15 protein-coding genes are annotated in these 18,695 nt (G+C 70.2%); 8 read left to right on the forward strand and 7 right to left on the reverse strand.

The window, feature by feature from the left end; genetic code table 11:
• The first annotated feature begins 52 nt into the window (after window positions 1-52).
• The 7 genes from QWJ38_RS20935 to QWJ38_RS20965 all read left to right on the forward strand — a co-directional run bounded on the left by QWJ38_RS20935 (window position 53) and on the right by QWJ38_RS20965 (window position 7,398).
• A complete protein-coding gene (locus QWJ38_RS20935; protein ID WP_290361082.1) occupies window positions 53-1,042 on the forward strand; it encodes a LysR family transcriptional regulator in 990 nt (329 codons plus the stop codon).
• On the forward strand, window positions 1,039-2,361 hold the full coding sequence (gene guaD, locus QWJ38_RS20940) for a guanine deaminase (protein ID WP_290361083.1): 1,323 nt from the start codon (window positions 1,039-1,041) through the stop codon (window positions 2,359-2,361). The genes QWJ38_RS20935 and guaD overlap by 4 nt, the downstream gene beginning before the upstream one ends.
• 9 nt (window positions 2,362-2,370) lie before the next feature.
• Window positions 2,371-3,903, forward strand: coding sequence for an ABC transporter ATP-binding protein (locus QWJ38_RS20945; protein ID WP_290361084.1), 1,533 nt, complete (start codon window positions 2,371-2,373; stop codon window positions 3,901-3,903).
• Window positions 3,890-4,966, forward strand: a complete 1,077-nt coding sequence (locus tag QWJ38_RS20950) for an ABC transporter permease (RefSeq protein ID WP_290361085.1) — start codon at window positions 3,890-3,892, stop codon at window positions 4,964-4,966. Before QWJ38_RS20945 ends, QWJ38_RS20950 begins: the two co-directional genes overlap by 14 nt.
• Window positions 4,963-5,889, forward strand: coding sequence for an ABC transporter permease (locus tag QWJ38_RS20955; protein WP_290361086.1), 927 nt, complete (start codon window positions 4,963-4,965; stop codon window positions 5,887-5,889). Before QWJ38_RS20950 ends, QWJ38_RS20955 begins: the two co-directional genes overlap by 4 nt.
• 6 nt (window positions 5,890-5,895) lie before the next feature.
• On the forward strand, window positions 5,896-7,044 hold the full coding sequence (locus QWJ38_RS20960) for a BMP family ABC transporter substrate-binding protein (RefSeq protein WP_434064012.1): 1,149 nt from the start codon (window positions 5,896-5,898) through the stop codon (window positions 7,042-7,044).
• A gap of 153 nt (window positions 7,045-7,197) precedes the next feature.
• Window positions 7,198-7,398, forward strand: coding sequence for a hypothetical protein (locus tag QWJ38_RS20965; RefSeq protein WP_290361088.1), 201 nt, complete (start codon window positions 7,198-7,200; stop codon window positions 7,396-7,398).
• Between the two features lie 3 nt (window positions 7,399-7,401).
• On the opposite strand, the gene QWJ38_RS20970 is transcribed toward QWJ38_RS20965, so the two are convergent.
• The 3 genes from QWJ38_RS20970 to QWJ38_RS20980 form a co-directional block, all read right to left on the reverse strand.
• Window positions 7,402-9,747, reverse strand: coding sequence for a TonB-dependent receptor plug domain-containing protein (locus QWJ38_RS20970; RefSeq protein ID WP_290361089.1), 2,346 nt, complete (start codon window positions 9,745-9,747; stop codon window positions 7,402-7,404).
• 150 nt (window positions 9,748-9,897) lie between these two features.
• Complete coding sequence (gene rsgA, locus QWJ38_RS20975) at window positions 9,898-10,980, reverse strand: ribosome small subunit-dependent GTPase A (RefSeq protein WP_290361090.1); 1,083 nt, start codon at window positions 10,978-10,980, stop codon at window positions 9,898-9,900.
• A gap of 495 nt (window positions 10,981-11,475) precedes the next feature.
• Window positions 11,476-12,753, reverse strand: coding sequence for an MFS transporter (locus QWJ38_RS20980; protein ID WP_290361091.1), 1,278 nt, complete (start codon window positions 12,751-12,753; stop codon window positions 11,476-11,478).
• A gap of 117 nt (window positions 12,754-12,870) precedes the next feature.
• On the opposite strand from QWJ38_RS20980, the gene QWJ38_RS20985 reads away from it, so the two are divergent.
• Entirely contained in the window at window positions 12,871-13,470 is a 600-nt protein-coding gene (locus QWJ38_RS20985) for a TetR/AcrR family transcriptional regulator (RefSeq protein ID WP_290361092.1), read from the forward strand.
• A 12-nt stretch (window positions 13,471-13,482) separates the two neighbouring features.
• On the opposite strand, the gene QWJ38_RS20990 is transcribed toward QWJ38_RS20985, so the two are convergent.
• The 4 genes from QWJ38_RS20990 to QWJ38_RS21005 are packed head-to-tail and all read right to left on the reverse strand — an operon-like array spanning window position 13,483 to window position 18,630.
• Window positions 13,483-13,872: a RidA family protein gene (locus QWJ38_RS20990; protein WP_290361093.1), complete on the reverse strand. Its 390-nt coding sequence runs from the start codon at window positions 13,870-13,872 to the stop codon at window positions 13,483-13,485.
• A complete protein-coding gene (locus QWJ38_RS20995) occupies window positions 13,869-15,842 on the reverse strand; it encodes an amidohydrolase family protein (protein ID WP_290361094.1) in 1,974 nt (657 codons plus the stop codon). The genes QWJ38_RS20990 and QWJ38_RS20995 overlap by 4 nt, the downstream gene beginning before the upstream one ends.
• Window positions 15,839-16,924, reverse strand: coding sequence for a dipeptidase (locus tag QWJ38_RS21000; protein ID WP_290361095.1), 1,086 nt, complete (start codon window positions 16,922-16,924; stop codon window positions 15,839-15,841). Before QWJ38_RS21000 ends, QWJ38_RS20995 begins: the two co-directional genes overlap by 4 nt.
• Window positions 16,921-18,630: an MFS transporter gene (locus QWJ38_RS21005; RefSeq protein WP_290361096.1), complete on the reverse strand. Its 1,710-nt coding sequence runs from the start codon at window positions 18,628-18,630 to the stop codon at window positions 16,921-16,923. The genes QWJ38_RS21000 and QWJ38_RS21005 overlap by 4 nt, the downstream gene beginning before the upstream one ends.
• Window positions 18,631-18,695 lie beyond the last annotated feature (65 nt).

The following is an 18,695-nucleotide window of genomic DNA, read 5'->3' on the forward strand; positions in this document are numbered from 1 at the left end:
ATGTCCAGCGACGATATACCATCTGAAGAATGGTTTATATGAGGATGGGCGTATGAGCCTGCGCGCGGATTTCGACAAGATCGAGCTTCAACTGGTGCGAGTCCTGCACACCGTGATCACCGAGCGCAGCGTTTCCCGGGCGGCCCTGCGCCTGCACAGCACACAACCCGCCGTCAGCGCCCAGCTGAGGCGCTTGCGTGCGCTGACCGGCGACGCGCTCCTGGTGCGCAGCGGCGCCGGCATGACGCCGACACCGGCCGCGCTGGAACTGCTGGAACCGGCGCAGCGCCTGCTGCACGACGCCGAGGCCCTGTTCGGCAAGCGCAGCCGGCGCGGCGACTTCGACCCGGCAGCGGCCGAGCTGCGCTTCCGCATCGCCGCCAGCGACTATCTGGACCCGCTCTTCCTGCCCGAGCTGGTCGCGCGCCTGCAGCGCCTGGCGCCGGGCGTGCAGCTGGACCTGCAGCCGCTGTCGGCCGAGTACGACTACCGCCGCAGCCTCTCGCGCGGCGAGGTCGATCTGGTGATCGGCAACTGGCTGAAGCCGCCGGAGGAACTGCATCTGGGCCGATTGCTCAGCGACGAGGTCGTCTGCCTGGTCGGCAACGAGCATCCGATGGCCCGCGCCAAGGGCCGCGGCTGGACGGTGGAGAAGTACCTGGCCTGCCAGCACCTGGCGCCGATGCCGCTGTCGCCGGGCCAGGCCGGCGTCATCGACGAGCATCTGGCCGAGCTGGGCCTGGCCCGCTCGGTGGCGGTGCGCAGCGCGCATTTCGGCCAGCTGCCGCAGATGGTGGCGAACAGCCTGCTGGTGCTGACGACCGGGCGGCTGTTCTGCTCGCGTTATCTGGGCCAGCTGCCGGTGAGCATCCTGCGCTGCCCGATCGCCTTCCCGACCATGAGCTACTACCAGCTCTGGCACCAGCTGAGCCATGCCGCCGCGCCGATGCGCTGGCTGCGCGAGCAGGTGCGCGACGTCGCCCGCGCGCTGGTCGCCCAGGCGCCGGCCGCCGCCCGACTGATTTCTTCCGACACGCAATGACAACGACGACAACCAACCCCAAGCAACGCCTGGCCCTGCGCGGCGATCTGCTCGACTTCACTTCGATGCCCGGCTGGGCCCAGCTGGACAGCCCGGCCGTGCGCTTCCAGCCCGATCACTGGCTGCTGATCGAGGACGGCCGCATCGTCGGCACGCAGGCGGCCGCGCCCGATGCGAGCTGGGACCGCGAGGACCACAGCGGCAAGCTGATCCTGCCCGGCTTCATCGACACCCATGTGCACTGCCCGCAGCTGGACGTGATCGCCAGCTACGGCACCGAGCTGCTCGACTGGCTGAACACCTACACCTTCCCGGCCGAATGCCGCTATGCCGACCCGGCCGTGGCGCGCGCCGGCGCCGAGCGCTTTGTCGATGCGCTCCTGGCCCATGGCACGACGGCGGCCGTGGTCTTCCCGACCGTGCACAAGACCTCGGCCGAGGCGCTGTTCGAGGCCGCCGCCGCCCGCGGCATGCGGCTTGTCACCGGCAAGGTGCTGATGGACCGCCATGCGCCGGACGGCCTGCGCGACGATGTGGCCGGTGCCGAGCGCGATTGCATCGACTTGATCCAGCGCTTTCACGGTCGTGATCGCCTGGCCTACGCGGTGACCGTGCGCTTCGCGCCCACCAGCACGCCCGAGCAGCTGGCGATGGCCGGCGCCTTGTGCCGGGCCGATGCCTCGCTCTTCATGCAGACCCATGTGGCCGAGAACCGCAGCGAGGTCGAATGGGTGGCCCGGCTCTTTCCCGATGCACGCAGCTATCTGGACGTCTATGCGCGCGAGGGGCTCTTGCACCCGCGCGCGGTGCTGGCCCATGGCATTTGGCTGGACGAGGACGACCGGCGCCAGCTGGCCGCCAGCGGCGCCCAGGTGGCCTTCTGCCCTTCCTCGAACCTCTTCCTCGGCAGCGGTCTGTTCGACTGGCCGGCGGCGCGCGCGGCCGGCTTCCGGGTCTCGGCGGCCAGCGATGTGGGCGGCGGCACGTCCCTCTCCATGCAGCGCAATCTGCTCGACGGCTACAAGGTGCAGGCCATGGCCGGCCATCGGCTCAGCGCCTGGGCGGCCCTGCATGCGGCGACGCGCGGCGCCGCCGAGGCGCTGGGCCTGGGCGGGGAGATCGGCTCCTTCGACGCCGGCCGCCTGGCCGATGTCTGCGTCTGGGACTGGGCGAGAGGGCCGGTCGCCGAGGCCCGCCATGCCGTGGCGCGCGAATTGCATGAGAAGGTCTTTGCCTGGATGATCCTGTCCGATGAGCGCAATCTGCTTGCCAGCTATGTGGCGGGCAAGCCGCAATTCCGAAGAAGGCCCGATCGATAATCCGCCCCCATGACCCTGCGCCTGGAAACCGTCGGCATCAGCAAGCAATACGGCAATGTCCGGGCCAACCAGGGTATCGGGCTCAGCGTGCGCGCCGGCGAGATCCACGCCGTGCTGGGCGAGAACGGCGCCGGCAAGTCCACGCTGATGAAGATCATCTACGGCGCGGTCCAGCCCGATGCCGGCGAGCTGCGCTGGAACGGCCAGCCGGTGCGCATCAAGAGCCCGGCCCAGGCGCGCGCGCTGGGCATCAGCATGGTCTACCAGCATTTCTCGCTGTTCGACACGCTGACGGCGGCCGAGAACGTCTGGCTGGGCCTGGACAAGAGCTTGAGCCTGGCCGAGGTGACGACGCGCATCCGCGAACTGGCCGGCCAGTACGGGCTGGAGGTCGATCCGCTGCGGCCGGTGCACACGCTGTCGGTCGGCGAGCGCCAGCGCGTCGAGATCGTGCGGGCGCTGCTGACCGGTCCGCAACTGCTGATCCTGGATGAGCCGACCTCGGTGCTGACGCCGCAGGCGGTCGACAAGCTCTTCGTCACCCTGCGCCGCCTGGCCGAGCAGGGCTGCGCCATCCTCTATATCAGCCACAAGCTCGACGAGATCCGCGCGCTGTGCACCCACTGCACGGTGCTGCGCGCCGGCAAGGTCAGCGGCGAGGTCGATCCGCGCACGCAGAGCAGCGCCGAGCTCTCCAGGCTGATGATAGGCGCCGAGCCGCCACAGCTGCCGCATGGCAAGCGCAAAGCGGGCGAGCCCGCGCTGGAGTTGAAGCGCCTGAGCCTGGCCAAGGCAACGCAATTCGGCACCACCCTGGTCGACGTCGATCTGTGCCTGCGCGCCGGCGAGATCGTCGGCGTGGCCGGCGTGTCCGGCAATGGCCAGCAGGAGCTGATGGCGGCCCTGTCCGGCGAGGACCCGCGCGGCCTGCCCGGCAGCGTCTTGCTGTTCGGCCAGGACATCGCGGCCGCCAGCACGCGACGCCGGCGCCGCCTGGGCCTGCACTTCGTGCCCGAGGAGCGGCTGGGCCGCGGCGCGGTGCCGACCCTGTCGCTGGCGCAGAACACCTTGCTGACCCGCACCGAGACCGTTGGCCCGGGCGGCTGGCTGCGCATGGGCGAGGTGCGGCGCCTGGCCGAGGCCTTGATCGAGCGCTTCAAGGTCAAGGCCGATGGCAGCGGCGCTGCGGCGCGCAGCCTCTCGGGCGGGAATCTGCAGAAGTTCATCGTCGGCCGCGAGATCGCCGCCGGGCCCAAGGTGCTCCTGATCTCTCAGCCGACCTGGGGTGTCGACGTCGGCGCCGCCGCGCAGATCCGCGCCGAGCTCCTGCAGCTGCGCGATGCCGGCTGCGCGCTGCTGGTCGTCAGCGAGGAGCTTGACGAGCTGTTCGAGATCAGCGATCGCCTGGTCGTGATGGCCAAGGGCAGGCTGTCGCCGCCGCTGGACCCGGCGGACGCGACGCCGGCCCTGCTGGGCGAATGGATGAGCGGGCTGTGGAAAGAGCAGCCGCGGCAACAAGGAGCGCGCCATGCTGCGGCTTGAGACGCGGCCGCAGCCCTCGCGCTGGATGTCGCTGGCCTCGCCCCTGCTGGCGCTGGCGATCACGGTGCTGCTCGGCGTCGGGCTCTTCCTGATCCTCGGCAAGGACCCGCTGCGCGGCTTGCAGATGTTCTTCTGGGAGCCGATCAAGAGCGCCTACGGCTGGGGCGAGCTGGGCATCAAGGCGACCCCGCTGATCCTGATCGCCCTGGGCCTGGCCCTGTGCTTCCGCTCCAACGTCTGGAATATCGGCGCCGAGGGCCAGTTCGTCATCGGTGCGCTGGCCGGCGGTTTCGTCGCGATGCAGGCCGGCCCCGACACCGGGCGCTGGATCGTCGTGCTCATTCTGGTGGCCGGCGTGCTGGGTGGCATGGCCTGGGCGGCGATTACGGCCTTGCTGCGCGCGCGCTTCAACGCCAACGAGATCCTGGTCAGCCTGATGCTGGTCTATGTGGCCGAGCTGCTGCTCGCCTACCTGGTCTACGGGCCCTGGAAGGATCCGGCCGGCTACAACTTCCCGCAGACGATCAGCTTCCTGCCGGTCACCAAGATCCCGCGCCTGATCGAGGGCACGCGGGTCCATATCGGCGTGCTGATCGCGCTCGTGTCGGTGATCGGCTTCTGGGTGCTGCTGTTCCGCACCTATGCGGGCTTCGCCCTGCAGGTCGGTGGCCTGGCGCCGGCGGCGGCGCGCTATGCGGGCTTCTCCTCGACCAAGGCGCTGTGGACGGCGCTGCTACTGTCCGGCGGCATGGCGGGCCTGGCCGGCGCTTTGGAGGCGGCCGGACCGCTGGGCCAGCTGACGCCCTATGTGCCGGCCGGCTATGGCTTCGCAGCCATCATCGTCGCCTTCGTCGGCCGCCTGCATCCGGTCGGCATCGTCTTCTCGGGCATCCTGATGAGCATGTTTTATATCGGCGGCGAGCTGGCGCAGTCGCGCCTGGGCCTGCCCAAGGCGATCACCGGCGTGTTCCAGGGCCTCTTGCTGTTCGCGCTCTTGGCCTGCGACACCTTGATCCTCTATCGCCTGCGCTGGGTCCCCGCTTCACCGAGGGCGGCCGCATGAATCTCGACGCGATCGCGGCCCTGATTGCCGCCTCGATGAACGCCGGCACGCTCTTGGCGCTGGCCGCGCTGGGCCTCCTGATCAACGAGCGGGCCGGCATCGTCAATCTCGGCGCGGAGGGGCTGATGCTGGTGGCGGCCATCGCCGGCTTCGCGACCGCCGTGCACACCGGCAGCGACGGGCTGGCCTTTGCCGCCGGCATGGGCGCGGGCGCGCTGCTGGCCGGTCTGTTCGGCCTCTTGGTGATCTGGCTCAACACCAACCAGTATGCGGCCGGCCTGGCCCTGAGCCTGTTCGGCAGCGGCTTCTCGGCCTTCGTCGGCATCGCTTATGTGCAGGAGAAGCTCGGCGCCCGGCCGCGCTTCGCGATCCCCGGCCTGGCCGATATCCCCTTCATCGGCCCGGCCCTGTTCCGCCAGCATCCGCTCGTCTATGGGGCAATCGCGCTGACCCTTGCACTGGCCTGGTTCCTCTACCGCTCGCGCGCGGGCCTGGTCTTGCGCGCGGTCGGCGAGTCGCCGGAGTCCGCCCATGCGCTCGGTTATCCGGTGCGGCGCATCCGCCTGGCCGCCGTGATGGCCGGCGGCGCCCTGTGCGGCCTGGCCGGCGCCTATGTGTCGGTGGTCTACACGCCGCTGTGGGTGGAGGGCATGATCGCCGGCAAGGGCTGGATCGCCCTGGCCCTGACGACCTTTGCCACCTGGCGGCCGGCACGGATCCTGCTCGGGGCTTATCTGTTCGGCTTCGTCACGATGCTGCAGTTCCATTTGCAGGGGCAGGGGGTCGAGGTGGCCAGCCAGTTCCTCAGCATGCTGCCCTATCTGTCGACGATCGCCGTGCTGGTGCTGATCTCCAGCAATGCCGGCTTCATCCGCGCCAATATGCCGGCCTCGCTGGGCAAGCCTTTCGTTCCCGGTTCCTGAATGGAGATGCCAACAATGAAACTGATCAAACTCGCCGGCCTCACCGTGCTGGCCCTGGCGATGGCCGCCTGCGGCAAGAAGGAAGAGGCCGCGCCGGTGGCGCCGGCCGCTTCGGAGCCGGCCGCGGCCGCCAAGCCGGCGCCGCTGAAGATCGCCTTTGCCTATGTCGGCCCGGTCGGCGACGGCGGCTGGACCTTCGCGCACGACAACGCCCGCAAGGCGCTGGAGAAGGAGTTCGGCGACAAGATCGCCACCAGCTTCGTCGAGAAGGTGCCCGAGGCGGCCGATGCCGAGCGCGTCTTCCGCGACATGGTGCAGCAGGGCAACCAGCTGATCTTCGGCACCACCTTCGGCTATATGGAGCCGATGCTGAAGGTCGCCGGGGACAGTCCGGCCGTCAAGTTCGAGCACGCGACCGGCTACAAGCAGGCCGCGAACATGCGGACCTATGACTCGCGCACCTACGAGGGCGCCTATATGGCCGGCGTGATCGCCGGCAAGATGACGAAGACCAACACCCTGGGCGTCGTCGGCTCCATCCCCATCCCCGAGGTGATCCGCAATATCAACAGCTTCACGCTCGGCGCGCAGTCCACCAATCCGAAGATCAAGGTCAAGGTGGTCTGGGTCAACCAGTGGTTCGATCCGCCCAAGGAAACCGAGGCCGCGCAATCGCTGATCGACGGCGGTGCCGACGTGCTGATGCAGAACACCGATTCCTCGGCCGTGCTGCAGGCCGCCGAGAAGAACGGCAAGTACGCCTTCGGCTGGGATTCGGACATGACCGCCTACGGCCCCAAGGCCCATCTGGGCTCGGCCGTCATCAACTGGGCGCCCTACTACATCGCCGCGGTGCGCGAGGCGCTGGACGGCAAGTGGACGGCCGGCCCGGGCAAGCATGCCTGGTGGGGCGTCAAGGAAGGCGCGATCGACCTGGTCTCGGTCGCCGAGGCCGTGCCGGCCGAGGCCAAGGCCGAGCTCGACAAGGTCAAGGCCGGCCTGAAGGACGGCTCGTTCGTGATCTGGAAGGGCCCGCTCGTCGGCCAGGACGGCAAGGAGATCCTGAAGGCCGGCGAGAGCGCCGACGACAAGTTCCTCTCCGGCATCAATTTCTATGTGAAGGGTGTCGAGGGCAAGGTGCCGAGCGGGAAGTAAGCCGCCACCCCCGACGACCGCAAGCCGCTGCCCTCAGCGGCTTTTTCTTTTCCAGGCCGCGACCGTCGGGCTCTCACGCGGCCTGTCCGGGCCGTGACGCAGCCCGTCGCCGCAGCTTGGAGCGCGGGGCGCAGGCTCTCTATAGTCGCCAGCATGCTGAAACTGCTGCTCTGGTTGCTGCTCTTGTTTCTGTGCTGGCCGCTGGCCCTGCTCGCCCTGCTGCTGTGGCCCTTCGTCTGGCTGATCTCGCTGCCGCTGCGCCTGATCGGCATCGGCGTCGAGGGCGTTTTCGCGCTGCTGCGCGCCCTCGTCATGCTGCCCGCGCGCCTGCTGGGCGGCGGGCGTCAGCCTTGAACCTTAAACCTTGAGCTCCAGCCGTAAGCCCCAGGTGATGAAGGTCCGACCGCTGCTCTCGGTGCTGATGATCTTGTCCGGCGTCGCGACGATCGTGCCGTTGCTGTAGTCCAGCGGCGTCAGATTGGTCGCCGACAGGCGCAGCTGCGCGTTCGGGTTGAAGCTCCACAGCGCGAAGGCGTCGGTGACGACCTTCTTCGAGGTGCTGCTGGCCTGCAGCTCGGACTGGCGCACTTCGTTGGACGGCGTGTAGTTGACGCTGGCGCCCCAGCTCAGCGGCAGGCTGCGCAGCCGGTAGTCGAAGCCCAGATTGGCCGTGCCGCGCGGCTGCTGGTCGAGCTTGTTGTTGGGGCCCGGGATTCCGTCGACGTTCGAGTGGAACAGGCTCAGATTGCTGCGGATATTGACCGGCCAGGCCTCGGCGATGAACTCGTCGACGCGGAACTTGGCCTCCAGCTCGATGCCATAGGTCTGCGCCGTGCCGATATTGCGCGGCCGCGAGACCCAGCGCTGCACCTCGGACCAGGACACGTCCTCCAGCTCGGTCGTGTTGCGGATCAGGTCCTTGATGTGGCGGGCGAAGACATTGGCGCTGAGCACGCCGCCCTTGCCCAGATAGCTCTCGTAGGCGAGGTCGATGCCGGTCGCCAGCTCGGGCCGCAGGTCCGGGTTGCCGGTGCGGTCCGGGTAGTTGGGCTCGTTGGGGCCGCAGCCGCCGTCCGGCGTGCAGGGGTATTGCGGATTGATGCCGGGCCGCGCGATCAGGTCGTTCAGATTGGGCGACTTGTAGCTGCGCGTCAGGCTGGCGCGGATCTGGTCGCGGCTTTTCTCGCTGAACTTCCAGACCCCGTGCAAGAGCGGCGTCCAGACGGTCGAGCGGTTGCTGACCTTGTAGTTGGCCGCCGTGCTGCGGGTCGCTATGGTCTCGCCGCGCAGGCCGGCGTAGAAGGACCATTGCTTGCCGACGTTCCACTCGTCCTGCAGATAGCCGGCCAGGCGCGAGGTCGAGGCCTCGAGGTTGTCGCCGAAGTCGGCCAGCTCGGGCCGCGGCAGGCCGTTCTGCAGGCTGACTCGGGTCTGCTCGCGCGCGGTGCCCTCGCCCTCGAGGCCACCGACCAGGCTGTGCTCGTTTTCCAGCTGGCGCGAATACTTGCCGGTCAGGTTCCAGGACTTGTCGCGGCTGTTGATCGTGTCGTCCTGGTTGCGCACCGGTGCGCCGCCCAGGTATTCCTGGCGGAAGCTGTGCTGCTGCGAGTCGGCGCCGCCGACGCTGCCGCGCAGCTCGACCCGGCTGTCCTCGCCGAGCCGCTTCATGCCCTGCACATTCAGGCGCAGCACCGTGTTGCGGCCCTCGCCATTCGTCTGCGCCTTGTCGAAGCCGACGCAGGGGATGGAGCTGGCCGGGTCGCCCAGCGCCGCATCGCAATTGCTCTGCTGCTGCGTGAACTGGCTGCCGGTGCTGCCCCTGCCGGCCAGCAGAAAGGGCTGGATGGACAAGGTGTCGCCGCCGTCGAAGCGCCATTGCAGGCGCGCATTGATGTTGATCCCGCGGCGCGATTCCTCGCTCTGGCCCAGCGTCGTCAGCGTGCTCTGGCGGCCGCTGGCCGGCAGCAAGGTCGTCGCCACCGTGTTGATGTCGTCGATGCGTTCCATGCCCATCGCATTGACGGTCAGGTTGTAGGCGCCGCCATGCTCGTCGAGCTTGTCGTTGCGGGTCCAGCCGAAGTTCGGCTGCAGCCGGCCGCGCTCGGACGAGAGGCCCAGGCGCACATCGTTCATCTTCTTCTGCAGCGCCTGGCGCAAGACGACATTGATCGTGCCGGCCACGGCGCGGGCGCCGTATTCGGCCGAGGGCGCGCGCAGAATCTCGATGCGCTCGACCTGGTCCGGCGGCAGCTGGTCCAGCGAGAAGCCCGGCGGCATGCGCTCGCCGTCGACGAGGATCTGCGTGTAGCCGCCGCCCATGCCGCGCATGCGGATGTCGCCGCCGCGGCCGGGCCGGCCGCCGGTGGTCACGCCGGGCAGGCGCTTCAGCACCTCGCCCAAGGTGCTGTCGCCGAAGCGCTCGATCTCCTCGCGGCCGATGACGATCTTGGCCGCCGTCGAGGCGCGCCGCACCGCCTCGTCGCTGGGCTGGCCGCTGACCTCGACGCGCTGCAGCTGCGCCTTGCCGTCCTTCTCGGGCGCCGTCGCGCTGGCGGGCCTGGCCGGCGGCTTGGCCGCCGCCTCCTCGCTGATCTGCGCCCACAGCGCGCCGGGCGCGGCCAGGGCAAGCAGCAGGGCCAGGTTCAGCGGCCTCGGCGCCGGCAGGCGCGAGGGGCGGGGAGCGGGAACGGAGCGGGGCGACACGGTGGACGGCGAGGGCGTTGTTGCAGGATGCGGCGGGGCCGAAGCATCGCATGGAAGCAGCAAGCGACGGGCCGCGCAGCGCCCGGTTTTTAACTTCTTTACGGGGCGCTGTGCGCCCCGCGCGGGCCGGCGTGACCGATTGCGCAGTGCTCATTCCCCACGCTTGGCCTTCAGCGAGGCCGCCGCCTCGCGGCCGCGCGCCTTCCACAGCGCCAGCCGCTCGCGCCGGTCCTGCTGCGTCATCTGCTCGCGCGCCGCCTCGCGCTGCAGCTTCTGATAGCTCTTCAGCCGTGCCGGATGCAGCTGTGCCCGCACCGCGCAGCCGGGCTCGCCGCCATGGCTGCAGTTGCGGTAGCGGCAGGCGCCGGCCAGACGCGTCACATCGTCGAAGGCGGCGCCGACCTCGGCGCTGCTGGCGTCCAGCTGCAGGCCGCGCAGCCCCGGCGTGTCGATGATGCAGGCGCCGCCGGGCAGGCGATGCAGGCTGCGCGCGGTGGTGGTGTGGCGGCCGCGGCTGTCGTCCGCGCGCACGCTGCCGGTGTCCTGCAGCGTGGCCTCGCACAGCGCGTTGCTCAGCGTCGACTTGCCGGCGCCGCTGGAGCCCAGCAGCACCAGGGTCTGGCCCGTGCCCAGCCAAGGCGCCAGCCGCGCGCGCGTGGCCGCGGCCGCCGTGCCGTCGACGGCCACGATGTCCAGCACCGCCGCAGGGCTCTGTGCCAGATGCGCGCGCAGCGTGGCGACGCGCCCGTCCACGTCCGGGCAGAGATCGGCCTTGCTCAGCAGCAGCAGCGCCGGCACGCCGGCCGCATGGCACAGCACCAGATAGCGGTCCAGCCGCGCCGGATTGAAATCGTGGTCCAGCCCCATCACCAGCAGGGCCAGATCGACATTGCTGACCAGCGGCTGGCGCCGGCCCTCGGGGTCGCGGCGCGCGATCTGGCTCAGCGGCGTCAGGCGCTGCTGCACCCAGCATTCGCCCTGCGCGTTGCGGCGGGCCAGCAGCCAGTCGCCGACGGCCAGGGCCTCGCCGTCGGCCAGCAGCGCTTCGCGCAGCGCCGGCAGCGCGCGCGCCTCGCAGCGGCCGGTGGCGCCGATCAGGCCCAGGCGCTCGCGCTGGACTTCGGCCAGGCGCCAGAGTTCGGTATCGGGCTCCAGTTCCCGATCGAGTTGAGACAGCAGTGAAAGGTTCAGGCCCAGCGGACGCAAGGCCTCGATGAGAGAAGAGTCGAGCATGATGATGGTTTCGACGAACGAATCCAGAAGGAGCCCGCGGCGCGCACGGCAAGGCCGCGCCCGCGCAGGCGGGTGGCAATCGGAGGGTTCGGTCGTCGGCCGCGACGAGGAGGGCGCGGCGGCTCGGGGGCGAAAGACGCCCCGGGGAGTCTTAGCGCGACAGCAGCAAGGCGGCCGACGAGCGCAGGGCAAGATCATTTGCAGCCATGGCGGACTCCTTGTTGTGTGTGGAAGGGATGCGCAGTGTGCCCAGCCGCGGGGGCCGCGGTCAAGTGCCGGACGTCAAAGCGGCGCCACAAAAGCAAAGGGCCAAGCCTTGCGGCATGGCCCTGTTGACTTCCGGACACCCGCGACGAATCGTGGGGACGGTTTCCGCGGCGCTGGTCACGGGTTCCAGTACTCTGCCCAATCTGCAGCCGGTTTCTCGCCTTGGATGCCTTGCATTGTGCCCGCGATTCGTGACGGCTTTTTGACGAAAAGCAAGGGGTTTTCCCTTCAGTTCTTCTTCGGCTCGGCCGGGCGGCGGATCGCCATCGCCATCAGCGCCGCTGCCATGCAGGCCGCGCCGGCCGCGTACAGAGCCGGGGAATAGCTGAGCAGCACGCTGCGGCTCAGGCCCGCGCCCCAGGCGGCCACCGCCGCGCCGATCTGATGCGCGGCGAAGACCCAGCCGAAGACCAGGCCGACCCGCTCGGGCCCGAAGGTCTGGGCGGCCAGGCGCACCGTCGGCGGCACGGTGGCGATCCAGTCCAGGCCGTAGAACAGCGCGAACAGCGAGAGGCCGGTGAGCGTGTAGTCGGCCTGCGGCAGCCACAGCAGGGACAGGCCGCGCAGGCCGTAGTACCAGAACAGTAGCTTGCGGGCGTCGTAGCGGTCGCTCAGCCAGCCCGAGGCGATCGTGCCGACCAGATCGAAGGCGCCCATCATCGCCAGCACCGAGGCGGCCGGCACCGCGGCCAGCCCCTGGTCGCCGCACAGCGAGATGAAATGCGTCTGCACCAGGCCATTGGTCGACAGGCCGCAGATGAAGAAGCTGCCGAACAGCAGCCAGAAGGTGGGCTGCGTGGCCGCCTCGCGCAGCGCGGTGAACGGCGCCGTCACGCGCATCGGCGGCGGCACCGGCACCGGCGGCGCATCGGGCGCGGCGCCGAAGGCGGCCAGGCCGAGATCGGCCGGGCGGTCCTTCATCAGCGTCCAGACCAGGGCCATCACCGCCAAGCAGATCAGGCCCAGCGGCAGCAGCGGCGCGCGCCAGCCCCAGTGCTCGATCATCCAGGCGGCGATCGGCAGGCAGGCCAGCTGGCCGGTGGCGGCACTGGCGGTCAAGAGGCCCATCACCAGGCCGCGGCGCGTCGCGAACCAGCGGTTCGAGACCACGGCGCCCAGCACCAGGGCCGTCATGCCGCTGCCCAGGCCCAGCAGCAGGCCCCACAGCAGCACCAGCTGCCAGAGCTCGCTGATGCCGGCCGCCAGCAGCATGCCGCCGCCGACCAGGGCCAGCGCCATGCACATCACCGCGCGCAGGCCGAAGCGGTCCATCAGCACGGCGGCAAAAGGCCCCATCAGGCCGAACAGCGCGAAGCGCAGCGCCAGCGCGGAGGAGATGTCGCCGGTGCTCCAGCCGAACTCGCGCGCCAGCGGCTGCAGCATCGCGCCGGGCAGGCCCAGCGCCGCCGACATGAACAGCATGGTCAGAAAGGTGAGGCCGGCGATGACCCAGGCGAAATGGAGGCGGCGCCTTTGCAGCCAGGGCGAGAGGGCGGTTGCGAGCATGTCGGGTTCACCTCGGGTTATTGATTGGCATCGTCATCATAAGTGTTTTGATGACGACCATACTCAAAAAAGGGTGGCCGGCCTAGAATGAGACCCTGTGCAACAGGAGTCGACACGATGAAGGTCTCGAAGGAACAGGCCAGCGCCAACCGCCAGACCATTCTCGAAACGGCGGCGCGGCTCTACCGTGAGCGCGGCTTCGACGGGGTCGGCGTCGCCGAGATCACGCGCGAGGCCGGCTTCACCCATGGCGGTTTCTACGGCCATTTCGAATCGAAGGAGGCGCTGGCCGCCGAGGCCTGCGAGTTGGCCTTCGCGGCGCCGCTGGCGCGGCTGCGGGCGAGCCTGGACAAGCATGGCGGCGATGCGCGGCCCTATTTCCAGAACTATCTGCGACCGCAGCACCGCGACGCGGCCGGCCAGGGCTGCCCGATGCCGGCGCTGGCGGCCGACGCGGCGCGCGCGCCGGGGCCGATCGCCGACGCGCTGACGCGCGGCATCGCCGCCTATCTGGAAACCTTGGCCGGACAGCGGCCCGACGGCACACGCACCGAGGCGCCGGACGCGGCCGACAAGGCGCGTGCCATCCTCAGCCTGTCGGCCCTGGTCGGCGGCATGGTGCTGGCGCGCGCGACGGCCGCCGGCGCGCCGGCGCTGTCGGACGAGATCCTGGCCAGCCTGCAGCAGCAGCTCGGCGACTGCTGGGGCCGGGCCTAGGAGTCTGGGCGCTCAGGCCTGCGGCAGCGCCGCGATGCACTCCACCTCGACCCGCGCGCCCAGGGCCAGGCCGCTGGCGCCGAAGGCGCTGCGCGCCGGCAGCGGCAGCTCGCCGAAGAAGGCCTTGTAGACCTCGTTGAAGGCCGGCCACTCGGCCATATCGGCCAGCATCACCGTGCAGCGGAGCAGATGCTGCAGATCGAGGCCCTGGCCGCGCAGCACGGTGCGGATGTTCTCCATCGTCTGGCGCGCCTCGGCCGCGATGCCGCCGGGCACCAGCTCCAGCCGGCCGGGGATGTTGCCCAGCGCGCCGGAGAGGAACAGCAGATGGCCGACCCGCGTGCCCTCGGGAAAGGGCACGCCGGCGGGCAGGACCTGGCCGGAGTTGAAATGTTCGATCATGGCTTGGCGATTCCGAGGGCTTGCTCGAGCGCGAGCGGGTCGATGATGCGCCCGCCCTTGATCGTGCGGTGGATCTTGCGGATGTCGGCGATGTTCGTCAGCGGGTCGCCGTCGACCAGGATCAGGTCGGCGCGCTTGCCGGGCGCGATCACGCCGCGGTCGAACTCGGCGCCGAGCACGCGCGCCGGCCCCAGCGTCGCCAGGCGCAGCACCTCGGCATTCGGGATGCCGGCCTGCACATAGAGCTCCAGATCGCGGTGCAGGCTGTAGCCGGCGAAGGCGTCGGTGCCCGGCATCAGCGGCACGCCGGCCTCGTGCAGGCGCTTGAGCATGCGCAGGAAGCCGGGCAGGGCCTTGGCATAGTCGGCCTCGTGGCCGGCCGGCACGGCGACGGCGCCCGACAGCGCCTGGCGCCGTGCGACGATGGGGAAGCGCTGCACCACCGGCCGCAGTGCCGGCGCCGCCTTGGCCGGCTCGCCGGAGAACAGGCCCTCCAGGGTCACCATGGTCGGATCGAGCACGGTGCCGTGGCGGCGCAGCAAGGCGACGAACTCGGCGAAGCGCGGCTGGTCCAGATCGAAGGCGCCGATCTTCTGGGCGGCCACCGTGTAGCGGTCCTTGCCGCGCGTCTCCTGGAACTCGGGGAAGAAGTTCAGGAGGATGAAGTTCAGGTGCTGTATCTCGTCGGCGCCGGCCTCGATGAACTGCCGGGCCGTCGCATAGGCCGGCACATGGCCGCTGACGCGCAGGCCGCGCGCATGGGCGCGCTCGGCGGTCGGCGCGATCAGCGTCGGCGGGTAGGAGGAATAGATCTTGATCTGCTCGTAGCCGCGGTCGGCATACCAGTCGACGGCGGCCAGCGCCTTCTCGACGCTGTCGATGCGCACATCGGTCGGACCGGCCAGCGGGCCGGTGCCCTCCATGATGCCGGCCAGCACGACCCGCGGACCGAGCTCGGTGCCGGCGTCGAAGCGCCTGACGCGCGCCAGCAGCGCCTCGTTGTCATTGGCCATATCGCGCGCGCTGGTGACGCCGGCGATCAGGTCGAACACGCCGTCGACGCCGCTGAAATGCTGGTGCACGTCCCACAGCCCCGGCATCAGCAAGCGGCCGCGTGCATCGATCACCTCGCCGCTGGCCGGCGCGGCGAGCTTGGCGTCCTCGTCGACCTGCACGATGCGATCGCCGACGATGCGCACGCTGACCCGCTCGCGCACGCTCAAGTCGCGCGGGTCGAACAGCCGCGCATTGCGGATCAGCAGCGTGCCGCCGGCCGGCGTGCGCAGATGCGTGCGCGCCAGCTCGGCATGCCAGGCCTGGGCGGCGGCGTCCTGCGCGGCCATCAGCTGCCCGCGCACGGCCAGCAGCTCGGGCGGCAGGGTCTCCAGCCAGTCGGTCAGCACGGCGGCGGTGCTGCCGTCGGCATGCAGCCAGATCGGCGTCGGCATGAAGTCCAGGCCGGCGATGTGATAGAGGGTCAGGTCCTGCCCATTGAGCTGCAGCGTCTGCAGCCGGCGCAGGCTCGCCTCGCCGCCGGGCAGCAGCGCCAGCTTGTGGCCGGGCGCCTTCAAGAGCGCGCGCGCCAGCACCGCCTGGTATTCCGGCGGCGCGTTGGCCGGCAGGTAGAAGGCCGGCGTCGCCGTCTGCGCCTGCTCGCCGCGGTCGACGCGGTTGTGCCAGCTGAGCCGCCCGCCGGCGGCCTCGAAGCGCTCCTCGATCGGCGCATGCCAGTAGTCCAGGCCCCGGGCCTCGTAGCGCAGCGGCAGGCCCTTCTCGTCCAGCGTCCAGCTGGCCTTCAGCTGATCGCCGCGGCCGCGGTCGGCATAGCGGTAGTCGACCGTGGTCGTGGCGGCAGCGACGTCGACCGTCTGCGTGCCGGCCGCCTGGCCGTGGATCTGCACCTTGTCCTCGCGCGCCTGGGCCGCGCCCATCAGCAGCAGGGCGGCCAGCAGCATGGTGGTCTTCTTCATGGGGTCTTCGTCAGCGTCTCGTTGAACAGGCGGGCGAAATTGCCGCCCAGCAGCTTGGCGATGCGCGCCTCGCCGTGGCCGCGCGCGGCCAGCAGCTCGGCCAGGCGGGCGAACTGGCCGGGGCCGCAGAGATCGGGCAGGAAGAGCGAGACCTCGGCCGTCTCGCCCGGCGCGCCGATGCCAAGGCGCCGGCGCGTCTCGACCTCGGCCTCCAGATGGCGGCGGTAGGCGTCCCTGTCGTCGATCGCGCTGACGCAGCCGTCGGTGCCGATGCCGACATGGTCCTCGCCGCAGACATCGATCGCATGCTCCAGATGCGCGATCAGGTCGGCCGCCAGCGGCTGGCCCTGCAGGCGCAGATAGGGCATCCAGTAGATGCCGATCACGCCGCCGCCCTCGGCCAGCCGGCGCAGCTCGGCATCGCTCTTGTTGCGCGGATGGTCGGCCACCGCGCGGCAGCCGCTGTGCGTGATCGCCAGCGGCCGGCGCGCGAGGTCCAGCGCGGCCAGGCAGCTGCGCTCGCTGCTGTGGCTCAGGTCGACCAGCACGCCCTGCTGCTGCAAGGCCTCGACGACCTCGCGGCCGAAGGCGCTCAGGCCGCGATCGTCGGCCACCGTCGCGCCATCGCCGACCTGGTTGCGGCCGTTGTAGGTCAGCTGGATCACCCGCACGCCCAGATCGGCGAACAGGCGCACGCGCTCCAGCTGCGTGCCCAGCATCTCGGTGTTCTGGAAGCCATAGATCACGCCGATCTGGCGCGCCGCCCGGGCGGCGGCGATATCGGCGCCGACATGGACCTTGCGCAGCTGCTCGCCATGGCTGCGGATGAGAGCGTCCCAGCTGGCGATGTCGCGCACGGTGGTCTCGAAGGGATCGTCGCTGCCCGCCACATGGCCCAGGGTGATGTTGACCGCCGTCAGGCCCGAGGCCAGCGCGTCGGCCAGCGAGCGCGCATCGACGCCGGCTGCGCTATTGCCATAGGCGAGCTTGGCGCGGTCGGCAGCGCCGGGCGCGAACTGCAGGTTCGGGTTGTCCAGCGTGCCGAGCGCGTTGATGACAAGGGGAAGGGGGGTGCTGCTCATGCGGGAACGGCCTCGATGGGCTGGGAAGAAATGGGCGCGGCCGGTTCCAGCGCGCTCCAGCGCTGGCGCGCCAGCAGCAAGAGCAGCAGGCCGCCGGCCAGCGGGACCAGGTCCAGCAGCAGCGGACCGCCGGCCAGCGCCTCGATCTGCTGGCGGCCGTGCATCAGCAGCAGGGCCAGCGCGGCCAGCGCCAGCGCGCGCCTCGCCAGCAGCGCGCCGGCGGCCAGCAGGAACAGCGCCGCGGCGACGAAGATGACGCTGAACAGCAGCTGGCCGATCTTCTGCCCGGCGCCCAGCTGTGCGCCGTAGTGGTGGAAGGGCAGCCAGGCCCAGCACAGCAGGCCCAGCACCAGCGCGAGCTGGCGCGCACGCCGGCCGGCCAGCGCTTCGCCGTCGCCGGCGAGCTGCCTGCCCATCATCGGCAGGAAGACGATGCTGCTCAGACCGAACAGCGCATCGACCAGCAACGTTTTGGGATAACCCCATTGCTCGACGGCAATGCCCTGCCAGACCGAGCTGTAGGCGATCGACAGATTGGTCAGCGCCATGAAGACGGCAAACTGCGTGGCCGCCACGGCCGGCCGGGTCACGTCCATGAACAGCGCCGCGCGCGCGCCGTAGATCAGGCCGTTGGCCAGGTGGTAGGCCAGGGTCGCGATCCAGAAGGCCTGGATCAGCCCGGCTGCGGCCTGCTTGCCGCTGCTCGGCATCAGCCAGCCATGCTGCTGCAGCGCCGAGGCCAGATAGAGCACCGGCAGGCTGATCAGCACGATGTAGACGGCCAGCGCGCGGCGGCGGTCGATGCGGTCCGACAGCAGGCCGCCGAGCACGCAGCTGATCGCCGTCAGCAGCGCCGAGGCGGTGCCCAGCCAGGCGACGTCCTGGTTGCTCAGGCCCAGGTCGACGGCCAGCATGGACTGCAGGGACAGCGACAGCGACATCGCCGCGATCGGCAGCAGGCCGAACAGCAGGCCGCCGAAGGCGCGGCGCGAGCCGAGGAAGGCGCCGAAGGCCTCGATGGCAAAGCGGCGGATCTCGCGGCCGGCGCTGGCGATGGCCGAGGCCCGCGGTTCGGCCGGCGCCTGCGCCGCGGTCGCTTCGTCCTCGCGCATCGGCAGGACCACCAGCCAGGTCACCAGCGCGATCGCCAGCGCGATGAACAGCGCCAGCGGCTGGAAGCCCAGCCAGGCGCTGAGGAACAGCGCGCCGCTGCCGCCGACCAGCATGCCCATATGCTGGCCGGCGAACATCAGGCCGCTGGCGAAGGCGCGCTCGTTCTCCTTCAGGCTGTTGCAGGCCAGGCCGTCGACGGCGACGTCCTGCATCGCGCCGAACAGGTTGTGCACCAGCAGCAGCGCACCGAACAGGCCCAGCTGCGCCGGCAGCTCCAGCAGCGGCAGCACGAGCAGGGTCAGCACCATCATGCTCTGGGTCAGCAGGATCCAGCCGCGGCGCCGGCCATGGCGGCCGATGCGGCCCAGGCCCAGCACGTCGATCAGCGGGCCGTAGGCCCATTTGAAGGCCCAGGGCAGCATGATCAGGCCCAGGGTCGCGCCGATCTCGGCCGGGCCGACGCCCAGGCGCCGCAGATGGGTGGCGACCATGCCGGTGGCAAAGCCCTGCGGGATGCCCTCGGTCAGATAGAGCAGGAAGAAGGCGGCCGCGCGACCGTGGCGCCCGACGAGCAGATTCGGTAGAAAGCCCATATCAGTCTTGCTTCGGTCCTCGACGCCCCGGCTTCTCGGGATTCTGAAATTAGAATAATATTCTA

It is taken from the genome of Roseateles violae (assembly GCF_030410485.1).
In the GTDB taxonomy this organism is placed as follows: Bacteria; Pseudomonadota; Gammaproteobacteria; order Burkholderiales; family Burkholderiaceae_C; genus Roseateles_D; species Roseateles_D violae.

Bases quoted from the DNA above. Each gene is read 5' to 3' on its own strand.
- QWJ38_RS20935 (WP_290361082.1), top strand. From the start codon at position 53: ATGAGCCTGCGCGCGGATTTCGACAAGATCGAGCTTCAACTGGTGCGA.
- guaD (WP_290361083.1), top strand. From the start codon at position 1,039: ATGACAACGACGACAACCAACCCCAAGCAACGCCTGGCCCTGCGCGGC.
- QWJ38_RS20945 (WP_290361084.1), top strand. From the start codon at position 2,371: ATGACCCTGCGCCTGGAAACCGTCGGCATCAGCAAGCAATACGGCAAT.
- QWJ38_RS20950 (WP_290361085.1), top strand. From the start codon at position 3,890: ATGCTGCGGCTTGAGACGCGGCCGCAGCCCTCGCGCTGGATGTCGCTG.
- QWJ38_RS20955 (WP_290361086.1), top strand. From the start codon at position 4,963: ATGAATCTCGACGCGATCGCGGCCCTGATTGCCGCCTCGATGAACGCC.
- QWJ38_RS20960 (WP_434064012.1), top strand. From the start codon at position 5,896: ATGCCAACAATGAAACTGATCAAACTCGCCGGCCTCACCGTGCTGGCC.
- QWJ38_RS20965 (WP_290361088.1), top strand. From the start codon at position 7,198: ATGCTGAAACTGCTGCTCTGGTTGCTGCTCTTGTTTCTGTGCTGGCCG.
- rsgA (WP_290361090.1), bottom strand. From the start codon at position 10,980: ATGCTCGACTCTTCTCTCATCGAGGCCTTGCGTCCGCTGGGCCTGAAC.
- QWJ38_RS20980 (WP_290361091.1), bottom strand. From the start codon at position 12,753: ATGCTCGCAACCGCCCTCTCGCCCTGGCTGCAAAGGCGCCGCCTCCAT.
- QWJ38_RS20985 (WP_290361092.1), top strand. From the start codon at position 12,871: ATGAAGGTCTCGAAGGAACAGGCCAGCGCCAACCGCCAGACCATTCTC.
- QWJ38_RS20990 (WP_290361093.1), bottom strand. From the start codon at position 13,872: ATGATCGAACATTTCAACTCCGGCCAGGTCCTGCCCGCCGGCGTGCCC.
- QWJ38_RS20995 (WP_290361094.1), bottom strand. From the start codon at position 15,842: ATGAAGAAGACCACCATGCTGCTGGCCGCCCTGCTGCTGATGGGCGCG.
- QWJ38_RS21000 (WP_290361095.1), bottom strand. From the start codon at position 16,924: ATGAGCAGCACCCCCCTTCCCCTTGTCATCAACGCGCTCGGCACGCTG.
- QWJ38_RS21005 (WP_290361096.1), bottom strand. From the start codon at position 18,630: ATGGGCTTTCTACCGAATCTGCTCGTCGGGCGCCACGGTCGCGCGGCC.